12 protein-coding genes are annotated in these 14368 nt (G+C 64.5%); 11 read left to right on the forward strand and 1 reads right to left on the reverse strand.

Annotation, left to right across the window (positions count from 1 at the left end; genetic code table 11):
- Positions 1 to 176: 176 nt before the first annotated feature.
- Both L0U82_RS25445 and L0U82_RS25450 read left to right on the forward strand, forming a co-directional pair.
- Positions 177 to 923 (forward strand): response regulator transcription factor, encoded by a 747-nt coding sequence (locus L0U82_RS25445; RefSeq protein WP_233835515.1) that lies wholly within the window; start codon positions 177 to 179, stop codon positions 921 to 923.
- Complete coding sequence (locus L0U82_RS25450) at positions 920 to 2410, forward strand: sensor histidine kinase (protein WP_233835516.1); 1491 nt, start codon at positions 920 to 922, stop codon at positions 2408 to 2410. Before L0U82_RS25445 ends, L0U82_RS25450 begins: the two co-directional genes overlap by 4 nt.
- Before the next feature lie 41 nt (positions 2411 to 2451).
- Here the strand turns inward: L0U82_RS25450 and L0U82_RS25455 are convergent, their stop codons facing one another.
- Entirely contained in the window at positions 2452 to 3432 is a 981-nt protein-coding gene (locus L0U82_RS25455) for a LysR family transcriptional regulator (protein WP_233835517.1), read from the reverse strand.
- Between the two features lie 105 nt (positions 3433 to 3537).
- Between L0U82_RS25455 and L0U82_RS25460 the strand changes: the two genes are divergently transcribed.
- The 9 genes from L0U82_RS25460 (at position 3538) to L0U82_RS25500 (ending at position 14346) form a co-directional block, all read left to right on the forward strand.
- A complete protein-coding gene (locus L0U82_RS25460) occupies positions 3538 to 4557 on the forward strand; it encodes an asparaginase (protein WP_233835518.1) in 1020 nt (339 codons plus the stop codon).
- A 10-nt stretch (positions 4558 to 4567) separates the two neighbouring features.
- Positions 4568 to 5332 carry an amino acid ABC transporter ATP-binding protein gene (locus L0U82_RS25465; protein ID WP_233835519.1) on the forward strand — a complete coding sequence of 255 codons (765 nt, stop codon included), beginning with the start codon at positions 4568 to 4570 and terminating at the stop codon, positions 5330 to 5332.
- 52 nt (positions 5333 to 5384) lie between these two features.
- Positions 5385 to 6221 carry a glutamate ABC transporter substrate-binding protein gene (locus tag L0U82_RS25470; RefSeq protein WP_233835520.1) on the forward strand — a complete coding sequence of 279 codons (837 nt, stop codon included), beginning with the start codon at positions 5385 to 5387 and terminating at the stop codon, positions 6219 to 6221.
- Positions 6222 to 6251: 30 nt separating this feature from the next.
- A complete protein-coding gene (locus L0U82_RS25475; protein WP_233835521.1) occupies positions 6252 to 6905 on the forward strand; it encodes an amino acid ABC transporter permease in 654 nt (217 codons plus the stop codon).
- Positions 6902 to 7792 (forward strand): amino acid ABC transporter permease, encoded by an 891-nt coding sequence (locus L0U82_RS25480; RefSeq protein ID WP_233835522.1) that lies wholly within the window; start codon positions 6902 to 6904, stop codon positions 7790 to 7792. Before L0U82_RS25475 ends, L0U82_RS25480 begins: the two co-directional genes overlap by 4 nt.
- A gap of 53 nt (positions 7793 to 7845) precedes the next feature.
- A complete protein-coding gene (locus L0U82_RS25485; protein ID WP_233835524.1) occupies positions 7846 to 8148 on the forward strand; it encodes a hypothetical protein in 303 nt (100 codons plus the stop codon).
- A 351-nt stretch (positions 8149 to 8499) separates the two neighbouring features.
- Entirely contained in the window at positions 8500 to 9651 is a 1152-nt protein-coding gene (locus L0U82_RS25490) for an efflux RND transporter periplasmic adaptor subunit (protein ID WP_233837494.1), read from the forward strand.
- 11 nt (positions 9652 to 9662) lie between these two features.
- On the forward strand, positions 9663 to 12860 hold the full coding sequence (locus L0U82_RS25495; RefSeq protein ID WP_233835526.1) for a multidrug efflux RND transporter permease subunit: 3198 nt from the start codon (positions 9663 to 9665) through the stop codon (positions 12858 to 12860).
- Positions 12853 to 14346 carry an efflux transporter outer membrane subunit gene (locus L0U82_RS25500; RefSeq protein WP_233835528.1) on the forward strand — a complete coding sequence of 498 codons (1494 nt, stop codon included), beginning with the start codon at positions 12853 to 12855 and terminating at the stop codon, positions 14344 to 14346. Before L0U82_RS25495 ends, L0U82_RS25500 begins: the two co-directional genes overlap by 8 nt.
- Positions 14347 to 14368: the final 22 nt, after the last annotated feature.

Below are 14368 nucleotides of genomic sequence, written 5' to 3' on the forward strand. Positions count from 1 at the left end.
CGACAGCGGTATCGAAGTCCTCACGAAAAGTTAAATTAAATGTGATAACTCGGCGGCCGGAAATTTTGCACAATGGCGCTACGGCCGGCTTCGTCGCGAAGTCCGCTTTTTTCGACCGCTTTCTTAACTTTTTCCAACCGCATCGACCCCGCCCCCGCGCGCGTCTGAACGCTTCCATGGACCACCCGAAACGTATCCTGATCGTCGAAGACGACGTCGACATCGCCACCGTGCTGAGTATTCATCTGCGCGACGAGCGCTATGAGGTCGTGCATAGCGCCGACGGCAACGAAGGACTTCGACTGCTGGAGCAAGGCGGCTGGGACGCGCTGATCCTCGACCTGATGCTGCCCGCCGTCGACGGCCTCGAAATCTGCCGGCGCGCCCGCGCGATGACCCGCTACACGCCGATCATCATCACCAGCGCGCGGTCGAGCGAAGTGCACCGGATTCTCGGCCTCGAACTGGGCGCCGACGACTATCTGGCGAAGCCGTTCTCGGTACTCGAACTGGTCGCGCGCGTGAAAGCCCTGCTGCGGCGCGTCGAAGCGCTGGCCAGAGATTCGCGGATCGACGCGGGCAGCCTGCGCGTCGCGGGTCTGACGATCGATCCGCTGACACGTGAAGCCACGGTGGACGGCAAGTCTCTCGAACTGACGCCGCGTGAATTCGATCTGCTGTATTTCTTCGCGCGGCATCCCGGCAAGGTGTTTTCGCGGATCGACCTGCTCGACGCGGTGTGGGGCTATCAGCACGAGGGCTACGAGCATACGGTCAACACGCACATCAACCGGCTGCGAGCGAAGATCGAAATCGATCCCGCGCAACCGGAGCGCATCCTGACCGTGTGGGGACGCGGTTACAAACTGGCGGCACCAGGCGACACGCCCGCGCCCGCCGACGCACACAAGGACACCCCGTGAACCTGACCCTGACGCAGCGGCTCTCGCTGGTGTTTTCCGCGCTGCTGCTGGCATGCTGCGGCGCGTCGGCGTGGCTGCAGATCCGCTCCAGCGATCTGCACGAAATGGAAGTCGTGCAAAACCTGTCGCGCGACCTCGCCGATCACATCGCTCATCGCACCACGCTGATGGACGCGAATGGTCTGCGACCCGACGCGGTGCGTCAGTTGTTCGGTCAGTTGATGCGGGTCAATCCGAGCGTCGAGGTGTATCTGCTCGACAGTCAGGGGCATATCCAGGGAGACGATGCGCCCGTGGGCCATGTGAAGCGCGACAAGGTCGATCTCGCGCCGATCCGGCAATTCATTTCCGGCCACGCGTTGCCGATTCTCGGCGACGATCCGCGCAGCGTCGACGGCAAAAAGGTGTTCAGCGCCGCGCCGTTACGGCTGACCGGCGAGCAGCCGTCCGGCTATATCTATGTCGTGCTGCTCGGCGAAGAACACGACGCGCTCGCCGCGCGCGTGGCCGCCAGTTCGGTGCTGCGCACCACGCTGTGGTCGATGGCGCTGGTCGCGCTGCTCGGCCTCGTCGCGGGCCTGTTCGCGTTCGATCTGATCACGCGGCCGCTGCGCAGACTGACCGAAGCGATGCGCCGCTTCGACGCCGATGGTGAGCCCGATACGCAGCCGGCGGTACCGCGTTCGGCAGCGGCCGGCCGGCGTGACGATATCGCGGTGCTCGAAACTACCTTCGCGCAGATGGCGAGCCGCATCGGCGAACAATGGCGCGCACTGACCCGACAGGACCAGCAGCGGCGCGAACTGATCGCCAATATCTCGCACGACCTGCGCACGCCGCTGACCTCGCTGCACGGCTATCTGGAGATGCTGTCGCTGAAGGCGGACACGCTCGGCGAAACGGAACGCAAGCGCTATCTGGCGATCGCGCTCGCGCAAAGCATCAAAGTCGGGCGACTCGCGCAGGCCTTATTCGAACTGGCGCGGCTCGAACACGGCAGCGTACAGCTCGCGCTCGAACAGTTCTCGCTGGCCGATCTGGTGCAGGACGTGTTCCAGAAATTCGAGCTGCCGGCCGCGGCGCGACATATCCGGCTGCGCGCCAACATCCCTGCCCGGCTGCCGAACGTCAGCGCTGACCTCGGCATGATCGAGCGCGTGCTGACGAACCTGCTCGATAACGCGGTTCGCCACACGCCGGCGAACGGTGAGATCACCGTCGATCTCGTGGCTCAGGACGGCAAGGTGTCGGTGACGGTCAGCGACACCGGCCCGGGCATTCCCGCAACACAGCGCGACGGACTGTTCGAACGCCCGCTCAGTTCGGGCGGCGCGCAAGGCGGCGGTCTTGGATTGCTGATCGTGCAGCGCATGCTGCAGTTGCATCACTGCCAGATCCGCCTGCTCGATCGCGCGGAAACCGGCGCCGCATTCCGCTTCGATCTGCCGGCCGCGGAGAAGCTGACGGTTGCGAGTATTGCGCAGTGAGCCGCTGCCCGCTCAACTGAGATGCACGCTTAAACCCGCGCTCAAACCTCATCGGCGAGACACGGCACGAGACTGCGGTCCGGCAACTCGCCAATCCCCTTCAACCGCTGCGCCATGAACTCGCGCAGCACACGAACCTTGGTCGAAAAGCGCCGGTTCGGCAGATACGCCATGTAGATCTGCCGGCCGGTCAACGCGTTGGCGAGCCGGTAATCGGGCAGCACGACTTCGAGTTCGCCAGCGACCAGCAGATCGCGAATCAGCCAGATCTCGAACTCGGCGATGCCGAGCCCCGCGCGGGTCGTTTCGAGCAGCAGTTCCGAGTGATCGGATTGCAGATTGCCCGAAGGCAGAATCGACTGCGCGCTCTGGCCGTTTTTCTTCAGATGCCAACGCGGATCGCCCTCCGGATGCAGATAGCGCAAGCAGTTGTGTTGCGCGAGATCGGCCGGCGTGCGCGGCCGTCCGCGTCGCGCGAGGTACGCGGGCGATGCGCACAGGATGCTGTCGTTGCGCGATAACGGCTGCACGATCAGGTTGTCCAGATAGTTCTCTCCCTCGTGGATATCGAGGTCGAAGCCGCCCATCACCATGTCGTTGTGGTTGTCGGTCAGGCGCAGATCGAGCTGCACGGCCGGATAGAGTTCGAGGAACGGCGCCACCAGCGGCGCCAGATAGCGCCGCCCGAACGCGACCGGCGCGGTCAGCTTCAGCGGCCCGCTCGGCGCCGCATCGAGTTCGGCCACCACGCGCAGCGTGTCGTCGAGGTCCGCGATCATCGATACCGCGCGCGCGTGATACAGGCTGCCGGCCTCGGTCAGCGCGACGTGATGCGTCGAGCGATGCAGCAGCGGCACGCCGAGCATCGCCTCCAGCGCGCCGATCTTGCGCGCGATCGTCGAAGTGGCCACCTTCAGCTCGCGTGCGGCCGCGGAAAAGCTGCCCAGTTCGACGATCCGCACGAGCGCGCGCATCGCGCTCAGATGGTCCAGGCCGACTTCTTTCGCATTTTTCGAAGGCATGTTTGTGTTGCGTCCAGTGCAAAACCATTTTCGAAATTACGTCTAAATGCTTTTTTTTGCAATAATTAAACTCGCCGTTATCTGCTCCAAATCCAAACCAATGCAATGACCTTCCCTTCGCACGTCCCGCTCGTCGTCGCCACCCGTAACGCTCATGTGGAGCGGATCCACTGGGGATCGGTGGCGGTGGTCGATGCCTCCGGCACGTTGCTGGCCCATGCGGGCGATCCGCACGCATGGGTGTTTTCCCGCTCGACGTTAAAGCCCTTCCAGGCGCTGCCGTTCGTACGCGACGGCGGCCCGAATCATTTCGGGTTCACTGCGGCCGAATTGGCGCTGAGCTGCGCGAGCCACGGCGGCGAAGACATTCACGTCGACGCGGTCACGTCGATGCTCGCGAAGATCGGCGTCGCCGAATCCGACCTACGCTGCGGCGTGCATATGCCCGACCACTACGGCGAAAACGATTTGCCGCCGCGCGGCAGCGTATTCGACCAGCGCCATCACAACTGCTCGGGCAAGCATGCGGGTTTTCTCGGCTACTGCTGCATGCACGGCTATGCGCGCGAGAGCTATCTCGAACGCGATCACGAACTGCAGCAGCAGATCAGCGGCGAAGTCGCGCGGCTCGCCGGATTGCCCGCGTCCGAGCTGTGGTTCGGTATCGACGGATGCAGCGCGCCGAATATCGGCATGCCGCTGTCGCGTCTCGCGATGATGTGGGGCAAGCTCGCCACCGGCGTATCCGGCGCCGACGCGCCAACCGACGCGGCGCTCGAACGCATTTTCTCGGCGATGGCCGCGCATCCGAAGATGGTGTCGGGCACCGGCCGCTGCGATCTCGCGCTTGCCGAAGCATCGAACGGCGACTGGGTCGCCAAGGTCGGCGCCGACGGTGTGCACACGATCGGTGTGCGCAGCAGCGGTATCGGCGTCGCGGTGAAGATGGCCGACGGCGACTTCAGCGCGGTGTACGCCACCACGATCGCCGTGCTGCAGCAGCTCGGCCTGCCGCTCGAAACCGAAGGCACGGCGCTCGCGAAATGGGCCGACCCGGTGCTGCGCAACGTGCGCGGCGCGGCGGTCGGCCAACTGAAGGCCACCGTGCAACTGACATGGGCATGAACCGATGGGCATGAACGACAGCGCGAAGCTCGCCAGCGCCGCGGCACTCGTGTCGCTGCGCGGCGTGAACAAATCGTTCGGCGCGCAGCAGGTGCTGTTCGACGTCGATCTCGATGTCGCGCCGGGCGAAGTGGTCGTCGTGATCGGCCCGTCGGGCTCGGGCAAGTCGACGCTGTGTCGCTGCATCAACCGGCTGGAGACGATCGACTCCGGCGAGATTCTGCTGGCGGGCGAACGGCTGCCCGAAGAAGGCCGAGCGCTCGCCGCAATGCGCGCGCAGATCGGCATGGTGTTCCAGTCGTTCAACCTGTTCTCGCACCGCACGGTGCTGGAGAACGTCGCGATGGGGCCGCGCAAGGTGCTGCGCCAGTCGCGCGGCGAAGCCGAGGCGATCGCGCGCCGGCTGCTCGCGCGCGTCGGTCTCGCGCACAAGGCCGATGCGGTGCCGGCCGAGCTATCGGGCGGCCAGCAGCAGCGCGTCGCGTTGGCGCGCGCGCTGGCGATGCAGCCGAAGGTGATGCTGTTCGACGAACCCACCTCCGCGCTCGACCCGGAGATGGTCAGCGAAGTGCTCGCCGTGATGCTCGAACTCGCGCAAAGCGGCATGACGATGGTCGTCGTCACGCATGAGATGGGTTTTGCGCGCCAGGCGGCAGACCGCATCGTCTTTATGGACGGCGGGCGCATCGTCGAAATCGCCGAGCCCGATGCTTTCTTCAGCGCGCCTCGCTCGGAGCGGGCGCGCGATTTTCTGTCCAGGATTCTGGAACACTGATTTTTATCGACAGGCAGAACCACGCTGCCCGTATAACAGAGGAGATACCACCATGCGTTTGAAATCGATTGCGGTGCTGGCTTCGTGCGTCGCCGGCACGCTCTTCGCGGCGATCGCGCCGGCCCACGCGGAAACCTTCCCGGCCGATTCGACGATGGCGAAGATCCAGAAGAAAGGCAAGCTGGTGGTGGGCACGTCGCTCAATACGCTGATGTTCTCGGTGCGCAATCCGATGACCGGGCAGACCGAGGGCTTCGAAGGCGATCTCGCGCGCCTGCTCGCGAAGAAGCTGACCGGCTCGGAGGACAACGTCGAATGGGTCAAGACGACCACTGAAAACCGCTTGCCGTTCGTGCAGAACGGCCGCGTCGACGTGGTGATCGCGACGCTGACGATCAACGACGCGCGCAAGAAGGTGATCGGCTTCGCGGGCCCCTACTACATCGCCGGCCAGGACATCCTGACCCAACGCTCGAACACGTCGATCCGGAGCGTGACCGATCTGAACGGCAAGACTGCCTGCGTGCTGAACGGCACGACTGTCCAGGACAACGTGACGAAGCTCGCGCCGCAGACCAAATTCGTGACGTTCAACGACACGGCCGCGTGCGTCGAAGGTGTCGCCGATGGCCGCTTCGATGCGTACGTCGACGATGGCGCGACACTCGCGGGCGAATCGCTGCGTCAGCCGAACAAATTCCGTATCGTCGGCAAGCCGTTCACGCAGGAGCCGTACGGGATCGGTGTCGCGAAGGATGACGCGGTATTCCGTCAATGGATCGACACGCAGCTCGAGCAGTCGCTCAAGGACGGCACGTGGAACAAGCTGTACGCGAAGGACCTCGAAGGCACGTTCGGCAAGCCGCAAGTGCCGACGATCGAGCGTTGATCCCTGGTTGATTGCCGAGCCGCTGCCTGCATGGACTTTCTGCTTCCGCTGCTACCGTTCGCGTGGCGCTTCATCGAAGCGATGGGCGTCACGATTGAGCTGACCGCGCTGTCGTTCGCGATGGCCTTCGTGCTCGGCATCGCGCTGACCGTGATGGCCGTCGGCCCGCTCGCGCCGTTGCGCTGGTTCGCCGCGACGTATGTCGAGATCATGCGCATGACGCCGCTGCTTGCGTTGCTGCTGCTGTTCGTGTTCGGCTTGCCGAAGCTCGGCTTCATGTATTCGCTGACCACGTCGTCGGTGCTCGTGCTCGGTTTCTACACCGGCGCGTGGGTCGCGGAAGTGCTGAAGGCCGGCGTCAACGCGGTGCCGGCCGGCCAGGTCGAAGCGGCGCGCAGCATCGGGATGCGCTTTGACCAGGTGCTGTCGAACGTAGTGATTCCGCAGGCGATGCGCACGGTGATTCCGCCGCTCGGCAACCTGTTCGTCAATCAGATCAAGGCGTCGTCGATCGCGGCGGCAATCGGCGTGTTCGACATCACCTATACGGCGCAGCGTATCAACTTCGAAACCGCGCAGGCGGTGCCGACTTTCGCCGCCGCGATGGTCGCGTATATGGCGCTGACGATTCCGCTCGGTCTGTTGATGCGGCGGGTCGAACAGAAAATGGCGGTGGCGCGATGAACCGCTCGCATACGCTTTACGAACCGCCGGGGCCGCTCGGACGCAAACGGCAGCGCGTCTTTTCGATCGTCAGCGCGTTGACCGTGTTCGGCCTGCTGATCGCGATCGGCAGGCGGCTCGAAACAACTGGGCAGTTCGACGCCGACAAGTGGGCGATCTTCCTGCATTGGGGCACCGTCAAGTTTCTGTTCGACGGGCTCGTGTCGACGATTACCGCGGCGGCCTGCGCGGCGCTCGCGGCCTTTGCGCTGGCGCTGCCGCTTGCGTTGTGGCGGCTGTCCGCGTGCGGCTGGGTCAGCCGGCTCGCCGGCGCGTACATCGAATTCTTCCGCGCGATTCCGCTACTGCTGCTGATTCTGTTCATGGTGATCGAGCTGCCCGCGCTCGGCTTCGACTGGCCGGCGCTCGGTTTTCTGGTGTTCGCGATGGCGCTGCATCATTCGGCACTGACGGCCGAGGTGGTGCGCGCGGGCATCCTGTCGCTACCGCGCGGCCAGCACGACGCGGCGCGTGCGCTCGGCATGCGGCCATCGCAGGCGATGCTGTATGTGGTGCTGCCGCAGGCGCTGCGCAGCATGCTGCCGGCGCTGATCAGCTCGGTGCTCGCGATCGTGCAGGACACGTCGCTCGGTTATGTGATCCCGTACGACGAGCTGCTGCATCGCTCGCAGGACGTGTCGAGCTATGCGCCGCAGTCGCTGCTGCAGGCGGCGTTTATCGTCACGATGATGTATGGGGTGGTGAGCGCGGCGCTGTTGTATCTGAAGCGCCGGGTGGTGAAGCGGCAGGCGCGGGGCACGGCGAAGCGTGTGGGGGCCGGAGAAGCGGCCGCGGATATCGCGGAAGATGTACCGGATGCGATTGCCGGAGTCGTTCCGCGCAAGTAATGGCTATGCGGGTGCCCGCTACAGCGTGCCGAGTCCTGGATTACTAAAGCACAATGAAAAGAACCGCCATACGGATTCTGATCGTTGTAATCTTCATTGCGATACCCGTGATGAGCGGCTGGCAACTGACCTCTGTCATCGAGATGTTGCCTTTCAATATGCCGGCACCGGTCGAGATGCTTATTCGCCTCTGTTTGTCGGTAACAGGAAATGGCGACCTGGAGAATCCCGACGATATGGAAGTATTTGCGCTGCTTTTCTACTGGATACTGTCCGCGCTGCTGATTAGCGTGCTTCTGTGCGCGAGTGCTCGCCGGCTGCACCCGCTTCACATCAGAAAAAATTCACAAATTTGATTTAAGGCCGTGTTTTGCGCGATACCTCGACTATTACGCGGCTTGCGCCTGTGCTTGCGTTTATTCCACCCGCAACGGCCAAGAACGAATTGACAAGCCTGCCAGACACGGTACGATCAACGGAAATCTTTTCTGGCTATTATTACGCCGTCCATTCAATTTTCATTCAGACCGCAAACCGAAAAACCGTAGACGATCTCACACGCAATTAAGAGTGCCTTGACCAAGGAGTTTCTCTTGCTCTGCTCCGCATCCCGCCTGCGTAGTCGTGCCGTATTGCTTCTGATCACTGGTTTGCCGCTTCTCGTCGCCGCCTGTCACGACCGGCAGGAGACTCCCACCGTGGCATCGATGCCGCCGGTTCCCGTACTGGTCGAAACGGTCTCCACCACGGCCGTGCCCGATGTGGTCGAATTGCCGGGCCGTATCGAGGCCGTGCGTAGCGCGGAGATTCGCGCGCGCGTCGACGGCATCGTCGAGCGCACGCTGTATCAGGAAGGCACCGACCTGCCCGCCAACGCCCCGCTATTCCAGATCGACGCCAGCGACTATCGCGCGCAATTGCAGCAGGCGCAGGCCGCGCTCGCGCGCGCGACCGCGGTGCGCGACAACGCGGCCTCGGTCGTCGAGCGCTTCAAACCGCTGGTCGGCCGCCACGCGGTCAGCGCGCAGGAATACGACGCCGCGCTCGCGACGATGCAGCAGGCCCAGGCCAATGTTGCCGATGCGCACGCCGCCGTGTCGCTCGCGCAGTTGCGGCTCGATCGCTGCATCGTGCGCACGCCGATCGCCGGCCGCGCGGGCCGCGCGCTCGTCACCGAAGGCGCGCTGGTCAGCGCCGGCGCCGCCACGCTGCTCACGCAGGTCAATCAGCTGACGCCGATCAACGCGGTGTTCACGCAGTCGAACACCGCGATGCTCGATGTCGAACAGCAGATCCAGTCGGGTACGCGCAAGCCGACCAGCATGAAGCACGTCGAGGTTCAGCTGATTCTCTCTAACGGTCAGGTCTATAACGAGCGCGGCTTTCTCGATTTCGCGGACCTCGTCGTCGATCCGTCCACCGGTACGCAAACAGTGCGGGCGCAATTCGCAAATCCGGACCGCACGCTGCTGCCGGGACAGTTCGTGCGCGGGCGCATCATCGCGGCCGGCAATCTGCAAGGTATCCGTATTCCGGAGCGCGCCGTGCAGCTCGATAACGGCGTGGCGAGCGTCGCGCTGGTCGCCGACGACGGCACCGTGGTCCACCGCAATATCGATCTCGGCGAGCAAGGCGAAGGACGTTGGACCGTGCGCGATGGCCTGAAGGCCGGCGAGCGCGTGATCGTCGATGGCTGGCAGAAGGTGCAGCCCGGTCAGCGGGTCGACGCGCGGCCAGCGCCTGAAGGGGCGACTGCGGGAGCATCCGCGGAGTCACCTGCAGGCGCATCCGCTGCACCGGCCGCGCCGTCGCAGTCCGCCGCGGCGCAAAGCCCGGCCCCGGCTTCGGCCGCCCGCTGACAGGCTCGCCGATGAATCGCTTTTTCGTCGCCCGTCCGGTCTTTGCGTGGGTCATCGCCCTCTTCACGGTGCTGTTCGGCGCGATCGCGGTCGCGCTGCTGCCGGTCGAACAGTATCCCGATGTCGCGCCGCCGTCGCTCAGTATCACCGCGGCCTTTAGCGGCGCCGACGCGCGCACGCTGGAGCGCACCGTCACGTCGATCATCGAAGACGAGATGAACGGCATCGAGAATTTTCTGTACATGTCGTCGGTGAGCCGCTCGAACGGCACGATGCAGATCACCGTGGTGCTGAAGCCCGGCACCAATCTCGACATCGCGCGCACCCAGGTGCAGGACCGCCTGAGCCGCGTCGAACCGCGCCTGCCGCTCGAAGTGCGGCAGATCGGCGTGCGCGTGACGAAGGCATCGTCCGGCTTTCTGATGCTGCTCGCGCTGCAGGCGACCGACGGCACCACCAACGCGGTCGCGATGGGCAACTTCGCGTCCAACAATATCGTCAACGAGTTGCGCCGGATCGACGGCGTCGGCGACGTGCAACTGTTCGGCTCGTCGTACGCGATGCGGATCTGGCTCGACCCGCGCAAGCTCGCGGGCTTCGGGCTGTCGGCGAGCGAGGTGTTGCAGGCGGTGCAGGAGCAGAACAGCCAGACCGCCGGTGGCGGCCTCGGCGACCAGCCGATTGCGCCGGGCTCCGAATTCACCGCGCAGATCGTCACGCAAAGCCGCTTCTCGACCCCGGAGCAGTTCCGAGAAATCATCGTGCGCGCGAATCCGGACGGCTCGACCGTGCGCCTCGGCGATGTCGCGCGCGTCGAACTCGGCAACGACAGCTACGGCAACCGGCTCACCGTCAACGGCAAGGCATCGGCCGGTATCGCGATCCAACTCGCGAGCGGCGCGAACGCGCTCGCGGTTGCCAGCGCGGTGCGCCAGCGCATGACCGAATTGCAACCGACCTTCCCGCGCGGTGTCACGTGGACCGTGCCGTTCGACACCACGCCGTTCATCACGACGTCGGTGCACGGCGTGATCCAGACGATGATCGAGGCGTTGCTGCTCGTCACGGTCGTCGTGTTCCTGTTCCTTCAGGACTGGCGCGCGACGGTGATCCCCACCATCGTCGTGCCGATCGCGCTGATCGGCACCTGCGCGGGGCTCTATCTGTTCGGGCTATCGATCAACATCCTGTCGCTGTTCGGCATGGTGGTCGCGATCGGTATCCTCAACGACGACGCGATCGTCGTGGTGGAGAACGTCGCGCGGATCATGCGCGAGGAAGGACTCAGCGCGCCGCGCGCGACCGTCAAGGCGGTCGGCCAGATTGCCGGCGCGGCGATCGCGAGTACGCTGGTGCTGGTCGCGGTGTTCATTCCGATGGCGTTCTTCCCCGGCTCGACGGGCGGTATCTACCGGCAGTTCTCGGTCACGCTGGCGGTATCGATCCTGCTGTCGACGCTGCTTGCGCTGACGCTCGGCGCGGCCTTGTGCGCGACGATGCTCAAAAGCGAAAGCGCCGAGCGCAAACAACCTCGGAATGCGGCGTCGCGTCTGATGCATCGCGTGTTCGACGGTTTCAACAACGGGCTCAACGCGGGCACCACGCGTTATATCGGCGGCGTCGATGCGATGCTGCGCTCGCCGCTGCGCTGGCTGCTCGCGTTCGCCGCGGCCTGCGCGATCACGGTGTTTTTCTTCATGCGTCTGCCGAGCGGCTTTCTGCCGACCGAGGACCAGGGGCATATCTTCATCACGTATACCGGCGCGCCCGGTTCGACGGACCAACGCACGCAACATGCGATCGATCAGGTCGAAGCGTTCTTACGGCAGCAGCCGCAGGTGCGCAATGTGGCGTCGGTCACCGGCTTCAGCTTCTTTGGCCAGGGACAATCGGCGGCGCTGTCGTTCGTCGATCTGAAGCCGTGGAACGAACGGCCCGGTGAGGCGAATTCGGCGAGCGCGCTGGTGCGCCGCGCGAATGCCGCCTTCCGGCAGATTCCCGAAGCGTTTATTTTTGCGCTCGATCCGCCGGCGATTCCATCGCTCGGCAACGCGACCGGCTTCACGATGAAGATCCAGGATCGCAGCGGCGTCGGTGGCGAAGCGCTACAACAGGCCGCGCGCCGCATGATGATCGAGGCGTCGCAAAGTCCGGTGCTTGCGGGCGTGCGGGCTGAGGGCATGCCGGAGGCGCCGCAACTCTACGTAGAGATCGACCGCGTGAAGGCGCGCGCGCTGGGCTTGCAGATCGGCCAGGTGAATCAGGCGCTCGCGCTGACGTTCGGCTCGAACTATGTGAACGATTTCGTGTTCGAGGGCAACGTGCTGCGCGTATTGCTGCAAGCCGACGCCGAACAACGGATGCGAGCCGAGGACGTGACCTCGCTGCGGCTGCGCAACAACCGCGGCGAGATGGTGCCGTTCTCGGCATTCACGCGGGTACGCTGGATTTCCGGTCCGCAGCAGCTCGAACGCTATAACGGCTTTCCGTCCGCGACCTTGTCGGGCCAGGCGGCGCCCGGCCGTTCAAGCGGCGCGGCAATCGCGGAGATGGAGCGGATTGCGTCGCACGTGCTGACCGGCAACCTCACCTACGAATGGACCGGTACCGCGTTCGAGGAAAAGCAGGCAAGCGGCCAGATCGGTATGTTGCTTGGGCTTTCGCTGGTGGTCGTGTTCCTGCTGCTCGCCGCGCTGTATGAGAGCTGGGCGATTCCGGTCGCGGTGCTGCTGATCATTCCATTCGGCGTGATCGGCGCGGTGCTGCTGACGATGCTGCGTGGCCTGTCCGCCGACGTGTACTTCAACATCGGCCTCGTGACGATCATCGGGCTTGCGGCAAAGAACGCGATCCTGATCGTTGAATTTGCAATCAAGGAAGAGTCCGAAGGCAAGGACGCGATCACCGCCGCGAAGAACGGCGCGCAGCAACGCCTGCGCCCTATTCTGATGACCAGCGTAACCTTCGTGCTCGGCATGCTGCCGCTGGTGCTCGCCACCGGCGCGGGCGCGGCGAGCCGGCGCGCGGTCGGCACGGGCGTGATGGGCAGTATGCTGACCGCGACGCTGTTCGGGGTCTTCTTTACGCCGCTGTTCTATGTCGCCGCGCGCCGCTGGCTGAGCCGCAAGAAACGCAGCATCGATCTCGACGATCTGCCGCCGCTCGCTCCCGAAGCCGGCGAAACGGGCGGAGGACGGCACGATGCGTAAGCACCTGTTGATTCCGCTGCTCTGCTGTTCGCTCGCCGCGTGCAATTTCGCGCCGCCCTATCGTCAGCCCGAACTGCCGGTCGCCGATCACTTCGATATGACCGAGGCCGGTAATCCGGCGGCCGCGTATCTCGCCAGCGAAATCGACTGGCAGACCTTCTTCGCCGATCCGCAACTGAAATTGCTGATCGAAACGGCGCTCGCGCACAACCGCGATCTTGCGGCGTCGATCGCGCGCATCGAACAGGCTCGCGCGTTCTATCGCATCCAGAACGCCGCGCGTTTTCCGCAGGTCAATGTGAACGCTGGCGCGGCGCGCACCAAGGCGCCGCTCGGCTCGATCGATCCGGAATTCGACAACACCGATATCTCGGTTCAGTTCAACCAGTACAACGTACAGGCCGCGGTGACGTCGTTCGAACTGGATTTCTGGGGCCGGGTGCGCAATACGAGCGAAGCCGCGCGGCGCCGCTATCTCGCGAGCGTCGACGCGCAGCGCGCCTTCCGTTTGTCGCTGATCGGTAATGTCGCGTCGAACTACTACGCGATCCGTTCGGGCGACGAAGGCATCGAACTCGCGCAGCGCACGCTGGAGAGCCGCCGCTATGCACTCGGCGTCGCGAAGGACCGGCTCGACGCGGGTGTTACGTCGATGGTCGATTACGAGCAGGCCGCGATTCTCGTCACGCAGGCGCAGACGCAGCTTGCCGAGTTGAAACGCACGACCGCGCAACAGCGCAATCTGCTGGAGGTGTTGATCGGCGGACCGGCCGACGAGTCGCTGCGGGACACGCTGCATCAGGCGCCGCCGATCGCCGACGCCGCGCAGTTCGGCGCGCTGGACCCCGGCCTGCCGTCCGCGTTGCTGATCAACCGGCCGGATATCCAGCAGGCCGAGCAGCAACTGCGCGCAGCGGATGCCGATATCGGCGCCGCGCGCGCGGACTTCTTTCCGCGCATCGCGCTGACGGGCAGCTTCGGTTATATCTCGCCGGAACTCGGCGATCTGTTCGTGCCGGGCAAGCAGGCGTGGTCGGTTGGCGCGTTGGTTGGCATGCCGATTTTCGATGGCGGTCAGCGACTCGCGCAGCTTGCGCAGGCGCGCGCGCGGCGTGACGAACTGGTCGCCAGTTATCAAAGCACCGTGCAGAACGCGTTTCGTGAAGTGTCCGACGGCCTGGTCGCACGACAACGCTACAAGGAGCAGATCACCGCGCAGGAACAGGCGGTCGAAGCGCAACGGCAGCTCGCCGAAACAGCCGAGCTGCGCTACGAAAACGGGATCTCGATCTATCTGGAAGTGGTGGACGCGCGGCGCAATCTGTTTGCCGCCGAGCAGCAACTGATCCAGTTGCGTGCGACGGCATTGCAGAACGGAGTATCGCTTTATCTCGCGCTAGGTGGCGGACCCGATGTGCCGGACGCGATGTCGCAGAAGACATCGCAAACTACGTCACAGGCAAACGGCGCGCACCCTTCGAATTAAAACGGGGCGCAACATTCGTTGC

Origin of the sequence: Paraburkholderia sp. ZP32-5, from assembly GCF_021390495.1 — a bacterium.
Lineage (GTDB): Bacteria > Pseudomonadota > Gammaproteobacteria > Burkholderiales > Burkholderiaceae > Paraburkholderia.